Raw genomic sequence first — 21,730 nt, forward strand, 5'->3', positions numbered from 1 at the left:
ATCAGGGGGCATGACCACCTGCCGACTCTGTGGCTCGACCCGGCTGGCGAGTGTCGTCGATCTCGGTGCGACTCCGCCGTGTGAGCTGTTCCTGACCGAAGCCCAACTCGACGAGTCGGAAAATACCTTTCCGTTGCACCTGCGGGTGTGCACGGATTGCTGGCTCGCGCAGATCCCGCCGTTGATCACGCCGGAGGAGACATTCACCGAATACGCGTATTTCTCGTCGTATTCGGAATCCTGGGTGGACCACGCGGGCAGGTTCGTCGCGGGCGCGGTGGACCGGCTGGGCCTGGACGGCGACTCGTTCGTCGTCGAGGTCGCCAGCAACGACGGGTATCTGCTCAAACACGTTGTGGCACAGGGTATCCGGTGCCTCGGCGTGGAGCCTTCGGTGAACGTCGGCCAAGCCGCCAGGGACGCGGGCGTGCCGACCCTGACCGCGTTCCTCGGGCCGGTGACCGGCGCGGCGGTGCGGGCCGAGCACGGGCCGGCGGATCTCGTGGTGGCGAACAACGTCTACGCGCACATCCCGGACGTCATCGGCTTCACGAAGGGCGTGCGAGCGCTGGTCGCCGACGACGGCTGGGTGTCCATCGAGGTGCAGCACCTGCTGACGCTCATCGAGAAGACCCAGTACGACACGATCTACCACGAGCACTTCCAGTACTACACGGTGGCTTCGGCGCAGCGGGCGCTCGCGTCCGGCGGACTGTCCCTTGTGGACGTGGAGCTGCTGCCGACGCACGGCGGGTCGATCCGGCTGTGGGCCCGGCCCGCGGAGACCGCCGGTGAGCCGAGCCGGCGCATGGTCGACGTCCTGGCCAGGGAAAAAGCCGCCGGGCTGCACGAGCTCTCCGGCTACACCGAGTTCGCGGCCCGGGTCGCCAAGGTGCGCCGCGACCTGCTGCGCTTCCTCGTCGACGCGGCCGACGACGGCCGGACCGTGGTCGGCTACGGCGCGCCGGGCAAGGGCAACACGCTGCTCAACCACTGCGGCATCCGGCCGGACCTGCTCGCCTACACGGTCGACCGCAACCCGTACAAGCACGGCCGGTTCACGCCCGGCACGCGCATCCCGATCCTGCCGCCGGAGCGCATCGCCGCGGACCGGCCCGACTACGTACTGGTCCTGCCGTGGAACCTGCGGGACGAACTGACCCAGCAGCTGTCCTACGTCGGGGAGTGGGGCGGCAAGCTCGTCTTCCCCATCCCCCGCCTGGAAATCGTCGAGGTGAACCCAACGTGAAGGTCGTCCTGTTCTGCGGCGGGTACGGGATGCGGATGCGCAACGGCACCGCCTCCGACGTGCCCAAGCCCATGGCCATGGTCGGTCCCCGGCCCCTGATCTGGCACGTCATGCGCTACTACGCGCACTTCGGGCACACCGAGTTCATCCTGTGCCTCGGCTACGGCGCCCACCACATCAAGGACTTCTTCCTCAACTACGAGGAGACCACGTCCAACGACTTCGTGCTGCGCGGCGGCAAGGCGGAACTGCTGTCCACGGACATCGCCGACTGGACGATCTCGTTCGTGCAGACCGGGATCGAGTCGCCGATCGGGGAACGGCTGCGCCGCGTGCGGAAGCACCTCGACGGTGACGAGATGTTCCTCGCCAACTACGCCGACGTGCTCACCGACGCGCCGCTGCCGTCGATGATCGAGCGGTTCGCGAAGTCCGACGCGGGCGCGTCGATGATGGTCGTGCCGCCGCAGTCGTCGTTCCACTGCGTGGAGATGGACGAGGGCGGCCTGGTCGGTTCGATCACCGCGGTGAGCGAGATGCCGCTGTGGGAGAACGGCGGGTACTTCGTGCTGCGCCAGGAGGTGTTCGACCACATCCCGGAGAACGGCGACCTGGTCGCCGACGGGTGCGCCGAACTGGCCAAGCGCGGCCGCCTGCTGGCCTACCCCTACCGCGGCTTCTGGAAGCCGACGGACACCGTCAAGGAGCGCTACGCGCTCGACGAGGCCTACACGCGCGGGGTGCGCCCGTGGGCGCTGTGGGAGAAGGACCGAGTGCCGGCGTGATCGGACTGGTTCCGGAGCGGCTCGAGCGGATCGTGGTGCTCGGCGCCCACTGCGACGACATCGCGATCGGCGCGGGCGGCACGCTGCTCACGCTGAGCCGCCCCGGACTGCGGGTGGACGCCCTGGTGCTCTCCGGTGGCGGCACCGAGCGCGAGGACGAGGAACGGGCCGCGCTCGCGGCGTTCTGCCCCGGCGCGGATCTCGGCGTCACCGTGCTGAAGCTGCCGGACGGCCGGCTGCCCGCGCACTGGGACGAGGCCAAGAACGCGCTCGAGGAGCTGCGGGCGCGCACCGATCCGGACCTGATCCTCGCGCCCCGCACCGGCGACGCGCACCAGGACCACCGCGGCCTGGCCGAGCTCGTGACCACCGCGTTCCGCGGTCACCTCACCCTCGGCTACGAGATCGTCAAGTGGGACGGCGACCTGACCACGCCGTCGGCCTACGTCCCGCTGCGGGACGAACTCGCCGAGAAAAAAGTCGAATTGCTGCAACAGCACTACGCCTCGCAGCGACATCGTCCTTGGTACGACCGGGAGGCGTTCCTCGGGCTGGCCCGCATTCGGGGGATCGAGTGCCAGGCGCGGTACGCGGAGGCCTTCCACGTCAGGAAGCTGTGTCTCCGGCTGGAGGGTTGAGTCATGCGTGTGCTGCTGACCGGGCACAAGGGGTATCTGGGCACGGTGATGGCGCCGGTGCTCGCCGCCGCCGGCCACGAGGTGACCGGGCTCGACTCCGGTCTGTTCGACGAGTGCGTGCTCGGCCCGGCGCCGCAGGACCCGCCTGGGCACCGGGTGGACCTGCGGGACGTGACGCCGGAACAGGTGTCCGGTGTGGACGCCGTGATCCACCTGGCGGCGCTGTCCAACGACCCGCTGGGCGCGCTCGCGCCCGAGCTGACCTACGAGATCAACCACAAGGCGGCCGTCCGGCTGGCGCGGCTGGCCAAGGACGCCGGGGTGTCCCGCTTCCTGTACGCGTCGACGTGCTCGGTGTACGGCGCCTCCGGCGGCGCGGATCTGGTCAACGAGGACGCGCCGCTGCGGCCGGTGACGCCGTACGCGGAGTCGAAGGTGCTGGTCGAGGACGACCTGCACGAGCTGGCCGACGACGACTTCTCCCCGGTGTACCTGCGCAACGCCACCGCGTTCGGCTTCTCTCCGCGGCTGCGCGCGGACATCGTGCTGAACAACCTGGTCGGGCACGCGTGCCTGTCCGGCGAGGTGCTGGTGCTCTCCGACGGCACGCCGTGGCGGCCGCTGGTGCACGCGAAGGACATCGCGCGGGCCTTCGCCGCCGCGCTCGTCGCGCCCCGGGAAGCCGTGCACGACAAGGCGTTCAACATCGGCACCGAGCGGAACAACGTGACCGTCGCGGAGATCGCCGAGCAGGTCGTCGAGGCCGTGCCCGGCTCGCGGCTGCGGATCACCGGCGAGGCCGGCGCCGACCCGCGCTCCTACCGGGTCGACTTCTCCCGGTTCCGCGCCGCGATCCCCGGCTTCGCCTGCGAGTGGTCGGTCAAGGACGGCGCGGTCGAGCTGGTCGAGGCCTACCAGCGGCACGGGCTCACCCACCGCTCGTTCGAGCAGAGCTTCACCCGGCTCGCCCGGCTCAAGCAGCACCGCGAGGCCGGTGCGGTCGACGACACCCTGCGGTTCGTGTGATGCGTGACGGGGCCTGGATGCACGCGCTGGTGGAGCGGTTGTACCCGCTCTGCCGCAGCATCACGGGCGACGGCGTCCGGGCCACGCTGGACGTCATCGGGGAGCACGTCCCGCTGGAGCGGCACGAGGTGCCCACAGGCACGCAGGTCTTCGACTGGACCGTGCCGCAGGAGTGGAACATCCGGGACGCCTGGATCGCCGACGCCGACGGCAAGCGCGTGGTCGACTTCGCCGAGTCGAACCTGCACGTGGTCGGCTACAGCGTGCCGGTGTCGGCGACGATGAGCCTGGCGGAGCTGCGGCCGCACCTGCACACCCTGCCGGACCGCCCGTCCTGGGTCCCGTACCGCACCAGCTACTACTCGCCGGCGTGGGGTTTCTGCCTCGCGCAGGAGACGCTGGACGCGCTGCCGGAGGGCGACTACGAGGTCCGGATCGACTCCACGCTGGCCGACGGGCACCTCAGCTACGGCGAGCACGTGGTGCCGGGGCAGGTCGCCGACGAGGTGATCGTGTCCTGCCACATCTGCCACCCGTCGCTGGCCAACGACAACCTGGCCGGCGTGGCGGTCGCGATCGCGCTAGCCAAGGCGCTGGTGAACCCCTGGTACACCTACCGGTTCCTGTTCATGCCGGGCACGATCGGCGCGATCACCTGGCTGGCGCGCAACGACGTCGCCCGGGTCAAGCACGGGGTCGTGCTCGCCTGCGCGGGCGACCGGGGCGACCTGACGTACAAGCGGTCGCGGCGCGGGGACGCGGAGATCGACCGGGTGCTGGCGCACGTGCTGCGCGACCGTCCACACCGGATCTTGGACTTCTCGCCGTACGGCTACGACGAGCGGCAGTTCTGCTCGCCGGGGTTCGACCTCGGCGTCGGCTCCCTCACTCGCACCCCATACGCCGGCTATCCCGAGTACCACACCTCGGCGGACAACCCGGACTTCGTGTCACCGGTGGCGATGGAGGACACGCTCGCCGTGCTGCGCGAGGCGTTCGCCGTGCTGGACCGCAACCGCCGCTACACGAACCTGAGCCCGTACGGCGAGCCGCAGCTGGGCAAGCGCGGGCTCTACGACTCGCTCGGCGGCCGCAGCGACGCCAAGCAGGCCCAGATGGCGATGCTGTGGGTGCTGAACCTCTCCGACGGCGACCACGACCTGCTCGACATCACCCGCCGGTCCGGCCTGGACTTCGCCGCGGTCGCCGCGGCCGCCGACGCCCTGCGGGACGCCGGCCTGGTGGCGGGGTGATCGCATGACCACCACCGGCCGCCACCGCAAACCCGCCGCGAAGCCCTCCGGGCTGCGCGCGATGGCCGGGCGGCTGTCCTGGGGCCTCGGCGACCAGGCCGTGTCGAGCCTGACGAACTTCGCCGTCGGCATCTACGTCGCGCGCGAGCTGGGCGTCACCGCGTTCGGCATCTTCAGCCTCGCCTGGGTCACCTATGGCGTGCTGATCAACATCTCGCGTGGCCTGGCGACCGATCCGCTGATGGTGCGCTTCAGCGGCGTGGACACCGGCGTGTGGCGGGCAGCGGTGGCCCGGTCGTCGGCGACCGCGCTGGCCGTGGGCGCGCTGGCCGGCCTGCTGAGCGTGGTGTTCGGGATCGTGGTGGGTGGGAGCCTCGGGCCCGCGTTCGTCGCGCTCGGCGTCATCCTGCCCGCGCTGCTGCTGCAGGACAGCTGGCGGTTCGCGTTCTTCGCCTCCGGCGAGGGGCGGAAGGCGTTCGTCAACGACGCGCTGTGGGGCGTCGCGATGATCCCCGCGATGGTGCTGGCCGACCTGCACGGCAGCGTCGTCGCGTTCCTGCTGGCCTGGGGCGGCGCGGCCGCGGTCGCCGCAGGCTACGGTTACCTGCAGACGGGTTTGCGGCCGAGCCTCGACGGGGTCCGGTCGTGGCTGCACGACCAGCGTGACCTCGGCCCGCGCTACCTGGTGGAGAACGTCAGCAACAGCGGTGGCTCGCAGATCCGCATGTACGGCCTCGGCGCGATCGCCGGGGTGGCGGCGGTCGGCACCGTGCGCGGCGGGGAGCTGCTGCTCGGGCCGTTCGTCGCGGTCCTGATGGGACTGGCGTTCGTCGCGGTGCCCGAGGCCGCCAGGGTGGTGCGCCGCAACGTGCGGCGGCTGCCGACGTTCGCCCTGCTCCTCGGCGGGAGCCAGGCGCTCGGCGCGCTGCTGTGGGGCGGCGCGCTGCTGCTCGTGCTGAACGACCGGCTCGGCGAGCTCGTGCTCGGCGACGTCTGGCACACCGCCGAGGCGCTGATCATTCCGGCCACCCTGTCCGTCTTCAACGCGAGCTTCATCGGCGGCGCCGCGACCGGCCTGCGGGCGCTCGGCGCGGCCAAGCGCAGCATGCGGTGCCAGCTCGTCGCGTCCGCGCTCTACGTGATCGGCGGCCTGTCCGGCGCGGCGATCGGCGGCGCCGTCGGGTCCGGCTGGGGCGTCGCGTGCGCCACCTTCGCCGGCGCGTTCGTGTGGTGGAGCCAGTTGCACGTCGCCGTCCGCGAGCACGTTCCCGAGGAAGCGAGGACCCCATGACGACCGCACCGAGGCTGAGCGTCGGCCTGCCCGTCTACAACGGGGAGAACTACGTCGCCGAAGCCATCGACAACCTGCTCGCCCAGACCTTCACCGACTTCGAGCTGATCATCTCCGACAACGCCTCCACCGACGGCACCCAGGAGATCTGCGAGAAGTACGCCGCGAAGGACGAGCGGATCCGCTACCTGCGGCAGCCGCGCAACATCGGCGCCGCGCCCAACCACAACTTCGTGGTGCAGGCCGCGCGGGGTGAGTTCGTCAAGTGGGCGGCGCACGACGACCTGTTCGCGCCGGAGCTGCTGGCGAAGTGCGTCCAGGCGCTCGACCGGCACCCGGAAGCGGTGCTCGCGCACTCGTACATGGCGATCGTGGACGAGCGGGGCGAGGTCATCGAGAACTACGACTACGGCCTGGACACCGATTCGCCGGACGCGGCGGTCCGGTTCCGCAGCCTGATGTTCACCGAGGGCGGCGACGACTTCTACGGCGTGATCCGCACCTCGGTGATGCGGCGGATCGCGCCGCACGACAGCTACCACAACGCCGGACGGAAGCTGGTCGGCGAGCTCGCCCTGCACGGCACGTTCGTGCAGGTCCCGGAGGTCATGTTCTTCCGCCGCGAGCACCCCGGCCGCGGCGACAACCTGGGCTCGGTGCAGAAGGTGTGCGCGAACCTGGACCCGCGCCGGACGGGGCAGTCGAAGGCGCGGCTGTTCGCCGAGTACCTGGCCGGGTACGTCACCGCGATCCGCCGCGCGCCGTTGTCGTCGAGCGAGCGGATGCGCTGCTACGGCGTCCTCGGCGAGTGGCTCGGCGGCAAGCCGCTGCGGAAGGCAGGTCTGCTTTCGTGACGCGCATCGGGTTCTTCGGCATCCTCGGTTCGGGCAACCTGGGCAACGACGGATCGCTCGACGCCGTATTGAGTTACGTGCGAGAGCGATATCCGGACGCCGAGCTGGGCTTCCTGGCGATGGGCCCCGAGCAGCTCACCGCGCGGTACGGCGCGCCGGCGACGCACCTGCAGTGGTACGAGCCGCACGCGGGTGACGCGACCGGGCTGCCGGCCGCGGGGCTGAAGGTGCTCGGCAAGCTGCTGGACCCGTTCCGGACCTGGGCCTGGGTGCGGAACTACGACGTGGTGATCGTGCCCGGAATGGGCGTGCTGGAGGCCACGCTGCCGCTGCGGCCGTGGGCGCTGCCGTACTCGCTGTTCTGGCTCGGCGTCACCGCGCGGCTCACCGGGACCCGGGTCGCGCTCGTCAGCGTCGGCGCCGACGTGGTGCGCAAACGCGCCACCCGGTGGGTCATCACGCGCGCCGCGCGGCTGGCGCACTACCGCTCTTACCGGGACGAGCACTCCCGCCAGGCCATGGCGCGCATGGGCGTCGACGTGAGTTCGGACGCCGTCTTCCCCGACCTCGCGTTCGGGCTGGCCGATCCGGAGCCGCGGCCCTCGACCGGCGTCGTCGGTGTCGGGGTGATGGCCTTCCGCGGCGGCAACGACGACCGGGCCCGCGCGGACGAGATCAACCGCGCCTACCTGGACACCGTGAAGCGGTTCGTGCGGCTGCTGGCCGACGAGGGCCGTCCGATCCGGTTGTTCACCGGCGACGTCGCCGACGACGAGGTGCTCGCGGAGGTCATCGCCGCCGCGCCGGGCGCGGACATCGCCGCCGAGCCGCTGACCTCGCTGCAGGACCTCATGCGTCAGATGGCCGAGGTCGACGTCGTCGTCGCCACCCGCTACCACAACGTGTTGTGCGCGCTGAAGACCGCGAAGCCGACGCTCTCGCTGGGCTACGCGCGCAAGAACGACGTGCTCATGTCGGCGATGGGCCTGGGCGAGTTCTGCCAGTCCGCGCGGGAGCCCGACTTCGACCGGCTCGTGGCGCAGTTCCGCGAACTGGAGGACCGGCGCGAGGAGCTGACCGCGATCCTCAAGGAACGCAATCGTGTGATGAGCGAGCGGCTGGAGCGCCAGTTCGCCATCATGTCCGAATCCGTCGTCGAAGGGAGCCGGACGTGAAGGCCGTTCCGGTAGCCGGCATCGCCGGGGCCTGGTTGTTCGAACCGACACCGCACGTGGACGCGCGCGGGTTCTTCTCGCGCACGTTCGACCGCGAGGTCGTCGCGTCCGTCGGCATCGACCCGGACGGCTTCGCGCAGGACAGCCTGTCCCGGTCGGTCAAGGGCGTGATCCGCGGCATGCACCTGCGCTCCGGCGCCGGCGAGTCCAAACTGGTCCGCTGCTCCTACGGCGAGGTGTTCGACGTCGTGGTCGACCTGCGGCCGGACTCGCCGACCTTCCGCAACACCGAGTACTTCCGGCTCTCCGGCGACACCCAGGTCACCGTGTACGTGCCGGCCGGCTGCGCGCACGGCTTCCAGGCGCTCACCGAACCCGCCGACGTCTCCTACCGCATCGACCGGCCGCACGACCCGTCCGAGGACGTCACCATCGCCTTCGACGACCCCGACCTGGCCATCCCGTGGCCGCTGCCGGTGACCCTGACCTCCGACCGCGACCGAAGCGCGCCCTCGCTCGCCGAAGTCCTGAGAACCCTGAGGTGACAGTCATGGACGCGCAGATCCTGCCCCGCTCCACCGAGGTCAACGAGCGCCTGCACCAGCTCGTCCCCGGCGGCGCGCACACCTACGCCAAGGGGGAGGACCAGTACCCCGAAGGGCTGGCGCCGGTGATCTCGCACGGCCGCGGCGCGCACGTGTGGGACATCGACGGCAACTCCTACATCGAGTACGGCTCCGGCCTGCGCTCGGTGAGCCTCGGGCACGCCCACCCGCGGGTGGTCGAGGCCGTGCGGCGCGAGCTGGACCGCGGCAGCAACTTCGTGCGGCCGTCCGTCGTCGAGCTGTCCGCGGCGGAGAAGTTCCTGGCGACCGTGCCGACCGCGGAGATGGTCAAGTTCGCCAAGAACGGCTCGGACGTCACCACCGCGGCGGTGCGGCTGGCGCGCGCGGCGACCGGGCGCCCGGTGGTCGCGATCTGCGCCGACCACCCGTTCTTCTCCACCGACGACTGGTTCATCGGCACCACCGGCATGCCGGCCGGGATCCCGCCGCAGATCACCGGGCTGACCGTGCGCTTCCCGTACGGCGACCTGGCCGCGACCGAGGAGATCCTGCGCAACCACGACGTCGCCTGCCTGATCATGGAGGCCGCGACCGGGGTCGAGCCGCAGCCGGGGTACCTGGAGGGGATGCGCGCGCTGGCCGACCGGTACGGCGTGGTGCTGGTCTTCGACGAGATGATCACCGGTTTCCGCTGGTCGGAGGCGGGCGCGCAGGGCTACTACGGGGTGACGCCGGACCTGTCCACGTTCGGCAAGGCGCTGGGCAACGGGTTCGCGGTGTCCGCGCTGGCCGGCAAGCGGGAGCTGATGGAGCTGGGCGGGCTGCGGCACTCACGCGAGCGGGTGTTCCTGCTGTCCACCACGCACGGCGCGGAGACGCACTCGCTGGCCGCCGCGATGGCCGTGATGGACACCTACGTCGAGGAGGGCATCTCGGCCCGGCTGCACGCACTCGGCGAGCGGCTCGCGTCCGGCGTCCGGGACGTGGCGGCGGCGATGGGCGTCGGCGAGCACGTCGTGGTGCGCGGCCGGGCGAGCAACCTGGTGTTCGGCACGCTCGACGAGCAGCTGCGGCCGTCCCAGCCGTACCGGACGCTGTTCCTGCGCCAGCTGGTCGCCGGTGGCGTGCTCGGGCCGTCGTTCGTGGTGAGCAGCGCGCTGACCGAGGCCGACATCGACCGGACGGTGGACGTGGTGGCGCAGGCCTGCGCCGTCTACCGGAAGGCGCTGGACGTCGAGGACCCGACGCCGTGGATCGGCGGGCGGTCGGTCAAGCCGGTGTTCCGGCCCTACGCCTGACGCGGTCGAGGAGCCACGCCGTCACGGGCACGACGACGAGCGCGACGCAGAAGCCGCCGAGCGTGTCCGTCGGGTAGTGCACGACCATGCCGAACTGCGCCCAGGCCTCGGCGGCGCCCGCGGTGACCGCGGCGTAGAGCACCACCGCCGTGGCCGCGGGCGGGCGCAGCCGCAGCCGGTCGGCCAGGACGAACGCGAACACCAGGACCATCGCCGTCACCACCGCGGTGTGCCCGCTGGGGAACGACAGGTGCGGGCCGTTGATCGTCCGCCCCACCACGGGTTTCAGCAGCGTCGTCACGGCCACCGACAGACCGGGCCCGAGCACGGCGAGCAGCGCGGTGCGCCGGTGCCCGAGCACCAGGCACAGCGTGACCAGCGCGGCCACCAGCAGGCCCGCGCCCACCGGTTCGCCCGCGAAGTCCAGGCCCTTGGCGGTCACCCGCTCCGCCGACGGGTACGGGATCGCGCCGCCCGAGGCCTCCAGGATCCAGCGGTCGAGAGCGCTCGCCGAGCCGGCGCCCGCGACGCGGACGGCCAGCACCGCGACGGCCACCGCGGCCGGGATCGCGAGCACCAGCAGCGGGCGCCGCACGGCGTCGGGCAGGGCGGTTCGCGTCGGCAGCACGGCGGTGGTCACCGTTGGGAGTCGGTCCCGCGGCGGGGTTCGTTTCGCCGTAACGGGGGAATGATCATCGGCGACTGGCAGGTGAAGCCGCCAGTTCCGGGAGGGCCGCCATGCGCGTACGGGCATCCGACATCTCGGCTCGCACCATCGGTGACGAGACGATCGTGCTCAGCCTGTCGACCTCGAAGTACTTCACCATCACCGGTGTCGGCACGCGACTGTTCGAACTGCTCGCCGAGGACCGCTCGCTCGACGACCTGGTCGGCGCGATCACCAGCGAGTACGACATCGACGCGGACACCGCGCGCCGCGACATCGAGGCGTTCCTCGGCCGGCTCCGCGATGCCGAGCTCCTCCACTGAGGCGCCGCCGCGACTGTCCACAATGGACGTCGCGGTGGGACGCCCGCTCGGATCCGCGCCGTTCCCGCTCGGCTCGCCGATGGACCCGGTGCTCGCGCTGCGGAAGGCGTTGCGCCCCGCGTTGCTGCGTGAGCCGTGCGTCATCGCCTTCTCCGGTGGGCGGGACTCCTCGGTGCTGCTGGCGGTCGCCGCGGACCTCGCCGCGCGCGAAGGGCTCGCGCCGCCGATCGCGCTCACCTTCCGCTACCCTGGCGACCCGGCCGCGGACGAGTCGGCCTGGCAGGAGTCGGTGATCCGGCACGTCGGCGTCGAAAGCTGGGTGCGCCGCGACATCGGCGACGAGCTGGACCTGATCGGGCCGCTCGTGCAGCCGGTGCTGCGTGCCCGCGGCCCGGTCTACCCGGCCGCGCTGGGCAACACGGTGCTGCTCGCGTCGCACGCGCCCGGCGGCAGCCTGGTGACCGGCAACGCCGGGGACGAGGTGCTCGGCGGGCACCGGCTCGGGACCCTGCGCGCGGTGGCGCGCCGTCGCGGCCGCGGGATGACCGGGGCGGACTGGGCGCGGTTCGCGGTGTGCGCGGCGCCCGGGTTCGCCCGCCGCGAGGTGGCCCGCCGCTCCGTCCCGATGCCGTGGCTGCGGCCGGACCTGCGGCGCGTGGTCTGGCGCGAGGCCGCGGACCGCCCGTTGCGGTGGGAGACCAGCGTGCGGACCGCCCTGGCGACCCGGGCCTACGCGGTGGGTTTCCGGACGCGGGCCGACGCCGCGGCGGAGTACGACTGCGAGCTGGTCGAGCCGTTCGCCGACCCGTCGTTCGTGGCGTCCTACGCGGCCGGGCGGCCGATGACCCGCGCTGCGGGCACCCGGCTGGTCGCGGACGGGCTGCTGCCGGAGGCGGTTCTCCAGCGGCGGGACAAGGCGCGGTTCAACGCGTCCCGGTTCGGGCCGCGGTCGCGGGAGTTCGCGCGGAACTGGGACGGCAGCGGCGTCGACGGCTCGCTGGTCGACCCGGACGCGCTGCGGGCCGCGTGGCTCGCCGACGAGCCGCCCGCGTCCACGGCGATGCTGCTGCAACAGGCCTGGCTGGCGACATGAGGAGGCGGCGGCTGGCGTGGGAGGTGCTGCGGGCGCTCCCGCCGATGGTGCGGATCGAGCTCAGCCTGCGGCGCGCCGACCTGCGGGAGACCTGCCGTCGCCTCGGTGTGCGGTGCGACCTGACCAGCGCCGCGCCGCCCGCAGACGAGTCGCCCGTGCTGCCGCGGTGGTCGCGCGCGCCGATCCGGGCCTCGTACTTCGTGGTGTCGCGGTGGCCCGCCGGGGACACCTGCCTGCGGCAGTGCCTGCTGATCGGCCACCGGTTGCGGGCACTGGAGCCGGTGCTGCGGATCGGCGTGCGGCGCGAGGCGGACGGCCGGTTCTCCGCGCACTCCTGGCTGGAGATCGACGGCAAGGCGCTCGACCCCACGGCGGGTCGGTACGCGGTACTCGGATCGGCGGGGTGACCACGATGGACTTCACGTACCGGGCGCACGGGCTGACCGTGTGGAGCGACGTCGAGCTGGCGCTGCCCGCCGGGGACGGCGGCGAGCCGGACCTGGTGCTGCGGCGGGGCGCCGACCGGGAGGTGCCACGCGCGGAGCTGCCCGGGCGGTGTCTGGCCGAGCTGGCGAAACCGGACGGGCGGGTGTTCTACACGCTCGCCACGGACGGCGACCGGACGGTGCTGCGGTATCCGGGACTGTGCGAGTTCGCCGGCGATCCGTTGCTGCGTGAGGTGACCTACCACCTGGACCCGGCGGCCGACCACGGGTTGCTGACCGTGCTCGCGACGGGCGCGCTGCTGGCCGTGCACCTGACGCTGAACTCGCACCTCGTGCTGCACGCGAGCGCGGTGCGCGTGGACGGGCGGGCCCTGGCGTTCGTGGGCGCGTCCGGGATGGGGAAGTCCACGCTGGCCGCGGCCCTGTGCGGGCACGGGTGCGATCTGGTGGCCGACGACGTGCTGCGGGTGGACCCCGGCGGGCTCGTGCACCCGGGGAGCACGGAGAACCGGCTGCGCATGGCGGCGCGGGGCCTCGCGGACGGAGCGGCCGCGGCGGACGTGCGGCCGACCGCGGACGGGCGGCTGGCCCTGCGGTCGCCGGTGACCGCGGACGCGTTGCCGCTGGCGGCGTGCGTGATCCCGCGGCCGAGCCGGTCCGCTGTGGACGTTTCCGTCGAGCGGCTCACCGGGACGCGGGCGTTCCTGCGGATGAGCCAGTTCCCGCGCGTGCTCGGCTGGCGCGATCCGGCCGTGATGGACTTCGCGTTCCAGGGGCTGGCCGACCTGGTCGCGCAGGTCCCGGTGTTCGAGGCGACCGTGCCGTGGGGACCGCCGTTCCGCGACGAGGTGCTCACGGACCTGCTGTCAGCGGTAAGCAGCTGACTGGAGCCGGTACAGCTCGGCGTACTGGCCGGCGCGTGCCATCAGCTCGTCGTGCGTGCCGCACTCCACCACGCGGCCCGCGTCCAGCACGTAGATCCGGTCGGCCATGCGGGTGCTGGAAAAGCGGTGCGAGATCAGCAGCGCGGCGCGTCCGCCCAGCATCGCGCGGACGTCGGTGAACAGCTCGTGCTCCGCGCGCGGGTCGAGCGCCGCGGCGGGTTCGTCCAGCACCACCAGCGACGTGTCCCGGTAGAGCGCCCGCGCCAGCGCCACCCGCTGCCACTGCCCGCCGGACAGGTCGAAACCCTCGTCCAGGTCCCGGCCGAGCATCGTGTCCAGGCCGTGCGGCAGCTCGCGCGTCACCCCGAGGACACCCGCGCGCCGGGCCGCGTCGTGCACCGACTCCTCGTCGCCCGGCCGGTCGCCGTCGCTGATCGTGATGTTGTCGCGCAGCGTCATCTGGTACCGCACGAAGTCCTGGAAGATCACCGTGACCGAGGCGCGGATGTCGGCGGGCTGGGCGTCCGCGCCGTCCCAGCGGCGGGTGCCGAGGTCCGGGTCGTACAGCCCGGCGACGATCTTGGCCAGCGTCGTCTTGCCGGACCCGTTCTCGCCGACCAGCGCGACCACCTCGCCCGCGCCGATCTCGATGTCCACCGCGTCGACCGCGGGCCGCTCCTGCTCGGGGTAGCGGAAGCTGATGTCCCGCAACACGACTCCCTGCCGCAGGGGCCGCTTCTGCCCGGCGGCGGTCGACGGCGGGGCGGACGCGACGAACCGCTCCAGGTCGGCCAGGAACGGCGCCGATTCGAGCAGCCCGCCGATCGAGGTGAACAGCGTGCCGAGCTGGCTGCTCAGCAACCGCACCGCGATCGCGGCGGCGCCCGCGGCGGGCAGGTCGATCCGGCCGCTGCGCACCAGGCCGATGATCGCCAGCAACGCGGCCGTCAGCGACAGCGCGACGCCGATCGTGGTGAGACCGGCGATCAGCTGCCGCCGCCGGACCTGTTGCCGCAGCTGAACGTTGATACCGGCGTTCAGCTCGCGGTGGCGCTCCCGCAGCGGCTTCGTCGAGTGGAACGCACGCAGCTCCGCCGCGTACGGGCGCTGGGTGAGCAGCTGCCGCAGGTAGTTGCGGCGGCGGAACAGCGGGGTCAGCCGGTGGGCGAACGCGAACTCGGTGCGGCTGGCCCACCGCGCGAGCAGCACCGCGGGCAGCCCGGCGGCGAGCAGGATCGGCACCAGCAGCGGTTCGACGCCGATCAGCACCGCCGACATCGTGACCACGCCCAGCAGACTGCCGGTCAGGCCGAGCAGCGCGGTGGTCACCGCGAACGGGCGGGTGAGCGCGTTCTGCTGGACGCGCTCCAGCGACGTGGCAAAGCCGGCGGACTCGTAGGTCACCAGGTCCGCGCGCGCCGTGGTGTCCAGCACCCGGTCCCACACCCGCTGCGACACGCGCTCGCCGAGCAGCCGGTGCTGCTGGGTCTGCAGGGCGCCGACCGAACCGGTCAGCGCCGTCATCAACGCCAGCGTCAGCAACGAAACGGTGAGGCCGAAGCGCGCGCGCTCCGGTTGCAGCAACGCGTCGAAGGTCAGTTTGCTCGCCGCGACCACGCCGAGCGCACCGACGGCGCCGATGATCTGGTAGACCGCCGCCGTCACGGTGCCGAACCGGTCGGCCGCCGCGACCTCGCGCGCGGCGGCCGCGATCAGCCGTGGCGTGGCCGCCGAAGCCCGCGCGATGCGTGTGATCCCCACCGTCGAATCGTACCGCCGGGAAAACGTATTCCAGGAATTGTCCGGGTACCGGTTGGACAACGTCACCAGCACATTCGGCGAGTGGTTGTAACGGTCTGCCGCATTCAGGCGAATCCCGGTCGAGGTCCTTGGGCTCTGTCACGTCGACGATTAACGGAAAGGAGTGACATGAAGAAAGAGTACGCCGCCCCCGGCATCGAGGACATCGGCTCGTTGTCCGAGCTCACGCTCGGTCAGTCGTCGGGAAGCCGGCTCGACGCCGATTTCGCCGCGGGCACCCTCTTCGGAGATCTGACGTTTTCGTGACCCCGGTTTTCCCGTTCCTGCCAGTGGCGGGGGGAGGTGAACACATGCGCGAGCCCTACACCACTCCGGAAATCACCCTGTTGGGTTCGGTGACGGACTTGACACAGGCGAACCTGTTTGGTTCTTCGCCGGACAACCTCACGTGGGCGATCCCGATTCTCGGCGACAACGACGCCTACTCGTGATGCGTTGCCCGGTCACGGGGCCGGCGGTCGCCCGCCGGTCCCGTGACCACCTGTCCCCGTCCGCCGACTGTCCGGAAGTGAGCACCCGGTGGCGCTGTATACAATGGACCGACTGGAGATCGCGGGTGGCTGGATCAACGGGTACGACCTCCTCCCGCTGCCGCTGGGCGATCCCGGCGAGCCGCGGCGGGTGCTGGACCGGATCCTGCTCGGCCACCTGAGCCGCACGCCGTGCCTGGTCGCCTTCTCCGGCGGCCGGGACTCCTCCGCGCTGCTGGCCGCGGCGGTGGCGCTGGCGCGGCGCGAAGGGCTGCCGCTGCCGGTGCCGATCACGTTGCGTTATCCGGCCGCGCCGGAGTCGGACGAGACCGCGTGGCAGGACGCCGTGCTCACGCACCTCGGGGTCACCGAACGGATCGTGCTGACCGTGGACGACGAGCACGACCCGGTCGGGCCCATCGCGACCGCGGTGCTGCGGCGGCACGGGCTGGTGTGGCCGCCGAACTTCGCGCCGACCTGGCGGATGATGGACGCGGCCCGCGGCGGGGTGCTGCTGACCGGCGAGGGCGGCGACGAGGTGTTCGGGCTGAAGCGGATCACGCCGTTGACGAAGGTGCTCAAGGCGCGGGGCCGGGTGCGGGCGAGCGTGTTCCCGGACGCGGTGCGCGCGCTGGCCCCGGCGCGGGTGCGGCGGCGGGCGGCGCTGCGCAACCGGCACCAGCGGCCGTGGCTGCGGCCTGCCGCGGCCGAGTTGCTCGCCGAACGGGACGCGGCGGACGCGGCGGCGTACGAGCTGCACGCCGGCCGCCACGCTTGGCAGTTCACGACGCGGCGGTGCGCGCGGCTGGGCTACCAGAGCGTGCGCGCGCTGGGGTCCGAACTGGACTGCCGGTACGTGCAGACGTTCGCGGAGCCGGACTTCGTGGCGGCGATCGCGCGGGCCGCCGGGTTCTGGGGGTGGAGCGGGAGGACGGCCACGATGCGCGACGTGTTCGGCGACCTGCTGCCCCGGGAGGTCCTGGAACGCACGACGAAGGCGACCTTCACCGGCGCGGTGTTCACGGAACGGACGAGGGCGTTCGCCCGGGAGTGGACCGGCCGCGGGGTGGACCACGACTTGGTGGACGCGCAGGCGCTGCGGGACGGATGGCTGTCGGCGAAGCCGCACGCGGCGTCGATGACGGTGCTGCAGCAGGCCTGGCTCGCGGCGGCTCGGTAGGTGGTGCCGGTGGGTTGTTGTGCGGGGCGGCGCGGTTTGGTGGGACGGTGGGGCGGCAGGGTTGGCTGGCGGCGGTCCGGTAGGTGGTGCCGGTGGGTTGTTGTGCGGGGCGGCGCGGCTTGGCGGGACGGTGGGGCGGCAGGGTTGGCTGGCGGCGGTCCGGTAGGTGGTTCGGCGGTGGGTTGCTGCGCGGGGGCGGCGCGGCGCGGCTTGGCGGGACGGTGCTGCAGCGGGCCTGCCTGGCCACCGCTCGGTAGGAGTCCGGCGGTTCCTGGTTGTCGGCACTAGGCCGCGGATCGTGTCGCCGCCGCAGCGGGCGCGGCTGGCCACCGCCCGTTGGGTGGTATCCGCAAGTCCTGGTTGTCCCCACCCCACGCGGATCATGCTGGGGACGTGGAACGGAACGAACTCGCGGACTTCCTCCGGCGTCGCCGGGCGGTGCTCCAGCCTGGGGACGTCGGGGTGCCCGCCGGCGGGCGGCGCCGGACGCCGGGGCTCCGCCGCTTCGAGGTCGCCCAGCTCGCCGGCATGTCGCCGGACTACTACGCCCGCCTGGAGCAGGGCCGCGGCCCGCGACCATCAGTCTCCGTGCTCACCGCGCTGACGCGCGCCCTGCGGCTGACCGTCGACGAACGCGACCACCTCTTCCGGCTCGCCGGCCACCAGGCCCCGCCGCGCACCGGCGGTGACGAGCACGTCAGCCGCGGCCTCCTCCGGCTCCTGGACGGGCTCACCGGCCTCCCCGCGCTGATCGCCACCGACCTGAACGTCGTGCTCGCCCAGAACGCCATGGCGGACGCGCTGCTCGGCGAGCAGACCCGCTTCCGGGGCCTGGCCCGCAGCTGCACCTACCGGTGGTTCACCGACCCGGCGATGCGCGAGCGCCACCCCGTCGAGGACCACGACCACGAAAGCCACGCGCAGGTCGAGGACCTGCGCGCCACCCTGGCCGCCCGCCCGGACGATCCGGCGGCACGCGAACTGATCGAGGCGCTCCGGGCGGAGAGCGCCGAGTTCGCCGGGCTCTGGGCGCGGCACGACGTCGCCGTCCGCCGCAGCGACCGCAAGCGCATCCGGCACCCGGTGATCGGGCTCGTCGAGCTGGACTTCGACGTGCTGGCCACGGCCCGCCAGGACCAGCGCTTGATCGTCTACTCACCCGCGCCGGGCAGCGCCGCGGTCTCCCAGCTGGAGCTGCTGGCCGTGCTCGGCCAGGAGACCTTCACCACCGGAGGAGAAGCATGACGCCCCACCGGATCACCGCCCTCTTCGCCGCCGCCCTGCTCGCCGCGGGTGTCCCGGCCACCGCGGACGCCGGCACCCGCCTGGCCGACGTTCGCGTCCTCGCCCACTTCGACCGGGCCGCGGGGCAGGCCGCCGAGAGCATCGCCCCGGAACCCGGCGGCGGTGCGGTCGTCGGCATGATCCCCGCCCGCCAGGTGGTGCGGGTCGCGCCGGACGGGACCGTCCGGGTGCTCGTCACGATGCCGCTCCCGCCGAACGGCGGCGGCACCACGCCGGTCGTCGGGACCCCCGTGGTCACCGGGGTGGCCCGCTCGGACCGCGGCGACGTGTACTTCCTCTACTCCGCCGGACAGGGCGGGCTGACCGGGATCTGGCAGATTCGCGCCGGGACGCCACGGCTCGTCGTGCCGCTGCCCGCCGACACCATGCCGAACGCCCTGGTCATCGACGGCGACCGCTTCCTGGTGACCGATTCCGCGGGCGGGCGCATCTGGCAGGCCCCGCTGCGTGGTGGCGCGGCCTCCGTGTGGTCGGCCGACCCGGCTCTGGCGCCCCACGGCTTCTTCGGCGCGAACGGCCTGAAGGTCCACGACGGCGCCGTGTGGGCGAGCAACTCCGACCGGGGCACGATCGTCCGCATCCCGCTGACCGGCGGCCCCGCCGAGGTCCGGGCCACCGGGCTCGCGGGCATCGACGACTTCGACTTCACCGGCCGCGGCGACGAGATCCTCGCGGCGATCAACCAGGACAGCAAGCTCGTGCGGGTGGCTCCGGACGGCGCCGCGGAGACCCTCCTCGACGCCGGGGACGGCATGCAGGGCACCACGGCGGTCGTCGTGCGGGGGAGCCGGGTCTACGTGACCAACGGCGCCAACCTGGTGGGCGACGACTCGAACCTGCTGGTCGCCCGGCTGCGGCGCTGACCCTCAGCGCGTCCCGGTCGGCGAGCCCTTCCGCACCTCGCGCAGCGCGTAGGTGAAGCGGCTCAACGGGTTCCGGTGCCGGTCCGCCGTGTAGTCCGCGTCCGGGAAGACCAGCGCGCGCAGGTAGGCCGGCTTGTCGCGCCAAGGCAGGACCCGCAGGGTGGCCACGGCCTGCGCCGCGAACGTCTTGTCCGGCGTCGTGTGCAACCCCAGCCACGACTCGTCCCGCGGCGACGGCACGTAGGCCACCGCCCAGCGCGCCAGCGGGCCGGGAACCTTGATTCCCAGCAGGCGCACCGTGTCGGCCACCGCGGCGGCGACCACGGCCTCCGCGCCCCACGACCCGGCCAGCGCCAGCACCGGCCCCGGATCCACCACCCGCAGCATCTCCGCCACGTCCCGCAGCGACCCGAGCCGCAGCGGCCAGTCGCCGAGGGCCGCGTGGTAGCAGGCGTGCAGGAACCGGTTCGGCGGCGACAGCGCCCGCACCGCTCGGCCGCCGATGGCGAACTCCTGCCCGGTGTCCCACACCGCGTCCAGGTCGACCCGCCGCCCCCACGGCCCGAGGACGAAGGTGCGGTGCAGGTCCAGCTCGTACCCGGCGGGCGGGCGCAACGTCATGCCCTTGTCGAATCGCCGGTCGAACCCCGGCCGCGGCTCGGCGAGCGTGCGCCGGAACCCGGCCGTCCCCAGCACAGCGACGGTCCGGTCGATGTCCGCCGCGCGCACCATCACGTCCAGGTCGTTGAAGGACCGCAGCGCCGGATCGGGGTAGTCCAGGTGCGCCACCGCCGTGCCCTTGAGCACCCGCGCCTCGATGCCCGCCCCGTCGAGCAGGTCCAGGATCCGCAGCAGCTCGTGCTCCAGCACCAGCACGCGCATCTGGTTGGTGGCGTGCGCGGACTTCACCTCGCGTGCCTGCTCGCCGGTGGCCGGGAACGCGCCCGCGGTGATCGCCGCGGTCAGCAGCCCGGTCATCCGGTGCTTCCGCGCCGCCGCGAGCAGCCTCGGCCACTCCTCGGTGGCCACCGGTTCCGCCGGGAACGCCCGGTCACTCCCCGGCAGGCGGTACCCCGCCACGGCGAGCAGCGCCGCCGGGTACTCGCTCTCCGCGCACAACCTGCGTCCCATCCGCCCTCCGCTCATCCGAACGTGCTGCCCGCGTCCTGGTGGTACGGCGCCCCGGTCCACTGCGGGACCGGCACCGTCGTGCTCATGTCCGGGACCGTGAACCGCCACGGCCCGGTGTAGGTGTTGTCGTGCCAGCGGTTGCCCGCCGCGAACACGATGTGCCGCTGGATCACGTCGCCCTGGTACGGCGACCACTCCGGTGAGCTGCCGTAGTTGGACAGCAGCGCCATCCGCCCGCAGAACTCGACCGGGCATCCGCCGTCGACCGCGGCCGGGTCGAACCGGAAGGTGTTGCCGTGGATCTCCAGGTCCGAGGTCCACCAGCGGCAGTCGGTGTACAGCGGCTCGCGGGCGATCGCGGGCGGCGAGCAGGCCGAGGTGTTCTCCGGGCCGACGATCAACGTGCAGTCGGCGGTGGTCGACGCGGACGAGTTGCAGAACCGGTCCGCGTTGGCCCAGGCCACGACGCCGCCCCAGTTGTTCTCCAGCAGGTTCCCGGTGACCTCGATCTTCGCGGTGCGGGCCGGGATCCGGGCGTCGCCGTCGGTCTCGGACAGGTAGATCGCGCCGGTCGGGAACGGGTCGCGCTCGCCGGCGAACTCGCGGCCGGTTCGCCACGCGTTGTCCCGCAACGTGTTGCCGCGGATCACCGCGTTGTAGGAGATCTCGTAGAAGATGCCGGTGCCGTCGTTGTCCTCGATGAGGTTGCCCTCGATGAGGAAGTCGTTGTTGTTCGTGTCGGCCCACACGGCGGTGCCGTGGTTGCCGTGGATCCAGTTGTCGCGCACGTCGGCGCCGTTGACCGCCCAGAACTTCATCGCGCCGGTGCAGCCGCAGCCGGGCAGCTGCGCCTCCCAGTCCTCGGTGTTGTTGCCGGTGAACTCGTTGCCCTCGACGACGAGATCGGTGATGCGGTTGCCGGACTGGTAGGCGTTCAGGCCGTACTGGCCGTTGTCCGCCAGGCAGTTCCCGGCGATGCGGTTGCGCGCGCCCGCCATCAGCGCCGCGCCGCGGTTGCGGGTCAGGGTGTTGTGCTCGACGGTCCAGCCGTCGCCGGAGTCGTGGTTCACCACGCCCTCGTCGCGGGGCGCGACGAAGTTGCGGATCGTCAGGTGCCGGATCGTGACGCCGGTGGCGCGGCCGGTGATGGCGTACCGGTTGTCGCGGTTGCCGTCCAGCACCGCGCCGGGCCCGCCGAGCAGCGTCGCGCCCGCGCCGGGGCTGATCTGCGAGTACTCGCCGGGCGCGAGCGTGTGGACCCCGGGCGCGAACCAGTACGTCGCGCCCGGCGTGCTGAAGTCGAAGCCCGCGTTGCTGCCTGCCGGGACGACCACCGCGCCGGGCGGTGGCGAAGCCGGCCCGGCCAGCGCCGGGCTGCCGCAGACCGCGGCGGGGGGCGCGGGGGGAGCGGC

Annotated in this window: 23 protein-coding genes; 19 read left to right on the forward strand and 4 right to left on the reverse strand. The window is 72.5% G+C overall.

Annotation, left to right across the window (positions count from 1 at the left end; genetic code table 11):
- Nucleotides 1-10: 10 nt before the first annotated feature.
- From ABZ193_RS13590 to ABZ193_RS13635, 10 genes are read left to right on the forward strand one after another with little or no spacing between them, the layout of a single operon-like run.
- Nucleotides 11-1,249, forward strand: coding sequence for a class I SAM-dependent methyltransferase (locus ABZ193_RS13590; RefSeq protein WP_354710062.1), 1,239 nt, complete (start codon nucleotides 11-13; stop codon nucleotides 1,247-1,249).
- Nucleotides 1,246-2,034: a sugar phosphate nucleotidyltransferase gene (locus ABZ193_RS13595; RefSeq protein WP_354710063.1), complete on the forward strand. Its 789-nt coding sequence runs from the start codon at nucleotides 1,246-1,248 to the stop codon at nucleotides 2,032-2,034. Before ABZ193_RS13590 ends, ABZ193_RS13595 begins: the two co-directional genes overlap by 4 nt.
- The gene (locus ABZ193_RS13600; RefSeq protein ID WP_020417440.1) at nucleotides 2,031-2,672 is read left to right on the forward strand and encodes a PIG-L deacetylase family protein; all 642 of its coding nucleotides are present in this window, start codon (nucleotides 2,031-2,033) and stop codon (nucleotides 2,670-2,672) included. The genes ABZ193_RS13595 and ABZ193_RS13600 overlap by 4 nt, the downstream gene beginning before the upstream one ends.
- A 3-nt stretch (nucleotides 2,673-2,675) precedes the next feature.
- Nucleotides 2,676-3,698: an NAD(P)-dependent oxidoreductase gene (locus ABZ193_RS13605; RefSeq protein ID WP_237336209.1), complete on the forward strand. Its 1,023-nt coding sequence runs from the start codon at nucleotides 2,676-2,678 to the stop codon at nucleotides 3,696-3,698.
- A complete protein-coding gene (locus ABZ193_RS13610; protein ID WP_354710065.1) occupies nucleotides 3,698-4,951 on the forward strand; it encodes a DUF4910 domain-containing protein in 1,254 nt (417 codons plus the stop codon). The genes ABZ193_RS13605 and ABZ193_RS13610 overlap by 1 nt, the downstream gene beginning before the upstream one ends.
- 4 nt (nucleotides 4,952-4,955) lie before the next feature.
- The gene (locus ABZ193_RS13615) at nucleotides 4,956-6,242 is read left to right on the forward strand and encodes a hypothetical protein (RefSeq protein ID WP_237336207.1); all 1,287 of its coding nucleotides are present in this window, start codon (nucleotides 4,956-4,958) and stop codon (nucleotides 6,240-6,242) included.
- A complete protein-coding gene (locus ABZ193_RS13620; RefSeq protein WP_354710067.1) occupies nucleotides 6,239-7,096 on the forward strand; it encodes a glycosyltransferase family 2 protein in 858 nt (285 codons plus the stop codon). Before ABZ193_RS13615 ends, ABZ193_RS13620 begins: the two co-directional genes overlap by 4 nt.
- Nucleotides 7,093-8,271 (forward strand): polysaccharide pyruvyl transferase family protein, encoded by a 1,179-nt coding sequence (locus ABZ193_RS13625; protein ID WP_354710069.1) that lies wholly within the window; start codon nucleotides 7,093-7,095, stop codon nucleotides 8,269-8,271. The genes ABZ193_RS13620 and ABZ193_RS13625 overlap by 4 nt, the downstream gene beginning before the upstream one ends.
- Nucleotides 8,268-8,816: a dTDP-4-dehydrorhamnose 3,5-epimerase family protein gene (locus ABZ193_RS13630; RefSeq protein ID WP_020417446.1), complete on the forward strand. Its 549-nt coding sequence runs from the start codon at nucleotides 8,268-8,270 to the stop codon at nucleotides 8,814-8,816. Before ABZ193_RS13625 ends, ABZ193_RS13630 begins: the two co-directional genes overlap by 4 nt.
- Before the next feature lie 5 nt (nucleotides 8,817-8,821).
- Entirely contained in the window at nucleotides 8,822-10,135 is a 1,314-nt protein-coding gene (locus ABZ193_RS13635) for a glutamate-1-semialdehyde 2,1-aminomutase (protein WP_020417447.1), read from the forward strand.
- On the opposite strand, the gene ABZ193_RS13640 is transcribed toward ABZ193_RS13635, so the two are convergent.
- A complete protein-coding gene (locus ABZ193_RS13640; RefSeq protein WP_354710072.1) occupies nucleotides 10,107-10,775 on the reverse strand; it encodes a phosphatase PAP2 family protein in 669 nt (222 codons plus the stop codon). The two genes, ABZ193_RS13635 and ABZ193_RS13640, sit on opposite strands and share 29 nt — an antisense overlap.
- Before the next feature lie 98 nt (nucleotides 10,776-10,873).
- Between ABZ193_RS13640 and ABZ193_RS13645 the strand changes: the two genes are divergently transcribed.
- Genes ABZ193_RS13645 through ABZ193_RS13660 form a run of 4 tightly spaced genes read left to right on the forward strand, consistent with a single transcriptional unit; the run spans nucleotide 10,874 to nucleotide 13,548 of the window.
- The gene (locus tag ABZ193_RS13645) at nucleotides 10,874-11,125 is read left to right on the forward strand and encodes a PqqD family protein (RefSeq protein WP_237336203.1); all 252 of its coding nucleotides are present in this window, start codon (nucleotides 10,874-10,876) and stop codon (nucleotides 11,123-11,125) included.
- 34 nt (nucleotides 11,126-11,159) lie between these two features.
- Nucleotides 11,160-12,218: an asparagine synthase-related protein gene (locus tag ABZ193_RS13650; protein ID WP_354710074.1), complete on the forward strand. Its 1,059-nt coding sequence runs from the start codon at nucleotides 11,160-11,162 to the stop codon at nucleotides 12,216-12,218.
- Nucleotides 12,215-12,625, forward strand: coding sequence for a lasso peptide biosynthesis B2 protein (locus ABZ193_RS13655; RefSeq protein ID WP_235716089.1), 411 nt, complete (start codon nucleotides 12,215-12,217; stop codon nucleotides 12,623-12,625). The genes ABZ193_RS13650 and ABZ193_RS13655 overlap by 4 nt, the downstream gene beginning before the upstream one ends.
- A 5-nt stretch (nucleotides 12,626-12,630) precedes the next feature.
- Nucleotides 12,631-13,548 carry a hypothetical protein gene (locus ABZ193_RS13660; RefSeq protein WP_039791374.1) on the forward strand — a complete coding sequence of 306 codons (918 nt, stop codon included), beginning with the start codon at nucleotides 12,631-12,633 and terminating at the stop codon, nucleotides 13,546-13,548.
- Here ABZ193_RS13660 and ABZ193_RS13665 read toward each other — a convergent pair.
- The gene (locus ABZ193_RS13665) at nucleotides 13,531-15,309 is read right to left on the reverse strand and encodes an ATP-binding cassette domain-containing protein (RefSeq protein ID WP_354710076.1); all 1,779 of its coding nucleotides are present in this window, start codon (nucleotides 15,307-15,309) and stop codon (nucleotides 13,531-13,533) included. The genes ABZ193_RS13660 and ABZ193_RS13665 overlap by 18 nt on opposite strands.
- Nucleotides 15,310-15,477: 168 nt before the next feature.
- Here ABZ193_RS13665 and ABZ193_RS13670 point away from each other — a divergent pair, with 168 nt between their 5' ends.
- From ABZ193_RS13670 to ABZ193_RS13690, 5 genes are all read left to right on the forward strand, one after another.
- A complete protein-coding gene (locus ABZ193_RS13670; protein WP_020417455.1) occupies nucleotides 15,478-15,615 on the forward strand; it encodes a lasso RiPP family leader peptide-containing protein in 138 nt (45 codons plus the stop codon).
- 44 nt (nucleotides 15,616-15,659) lie between these two features.
- Entirely contained in the window at nucleotides 15,660-15,800 is a 141-nt protein-coding gene (locus ABZ193_RS13675; RefSeq protein ID WP_017986482.1) for a hypothetical protein, read from the forward strand.
- Nucleotides 15,801-15,903: 103 nt separating this feature from the next.
- Complete coding sequence (locus ABZ193_RS13680) at nucleotides 15,904-17,019, forward strand: asparagine synthase-related protein (protein WP_354710078.1); 1,116 nt, start codon at nucleotides 15,904-15,906, stop codon at nucleotides 17,017-17,019.
- 393 nt (nucleotides 17,020-17,412) lie between these two features.
- Nucleotides 17,413-18,264 carry a helix-turn-helix transcriptional regulator gene (locus ABZ193_RS13685; RefSeq protein ID WP_354710079.1) on the forward strand — a complete coding sequence of 284 codons (852 nt, stop codon included), beginning with the start codon at nucleotides 17,413-17,415 and terminating at the stop codon, nucleotides 18,262-18,264.
- On the forward strand, nucleotides 18,261-19,187 hold the full coding sequence (locus ABZ193_RS13690) for a hypothetical protein (RefSeq protein WP_354710080.1): 927 nt from the start codon (nucleotides 18,261-18,263) through the stop codon (nucleotides 19,185-19,187). The genes ABZ193_RS13685 and ABZ193_RS13690 overlap by 4 nt, the downstream gene beginning before the upstream one ends.
- A gap of 3 nt (nucleotides 19,188-19,190) precedes the next feature.
- Here ABZ193_RS13690 and ABZ193_RS13695 read toward each other — a convergent pair whose 3' ends face one another.
- The gene (locus ABZ193_RS13695; RefSeq protein ID WP_354710081.1) at nucleotides 19,191-20,318 is read right to left on the reverse strand and encodes a nucleotidyltransferase family protein; all 1,128 of its coding nucleotides are present in this window, start codon (nucleotides 20,316-20,318) and stop codon (nucleotides 19,191-19,193) included.
- 11 nt (nucleotides 20,319-20,329) lie between these two features.
- A partial coding sequence (locus ABZ193_RS13700) for a right-handed parallel beta-helix repeat-containing protein (protein WP_354710082.1) occupies nucleotides 20,330-21,730 on the reverse strand: 1,401 nt, incomplete at its 5' end.

Source organism: Amycolatopsis sp. NPDC006125 (assembly GCF_040614195.1).
Lineage (GTDB): Bacteria > Actinomycetota > Actinomycetes > Mycobacteriales > Pseudonocardiaceae > Amycolatopsis_E > Amycolatopsis_E tucumanensis.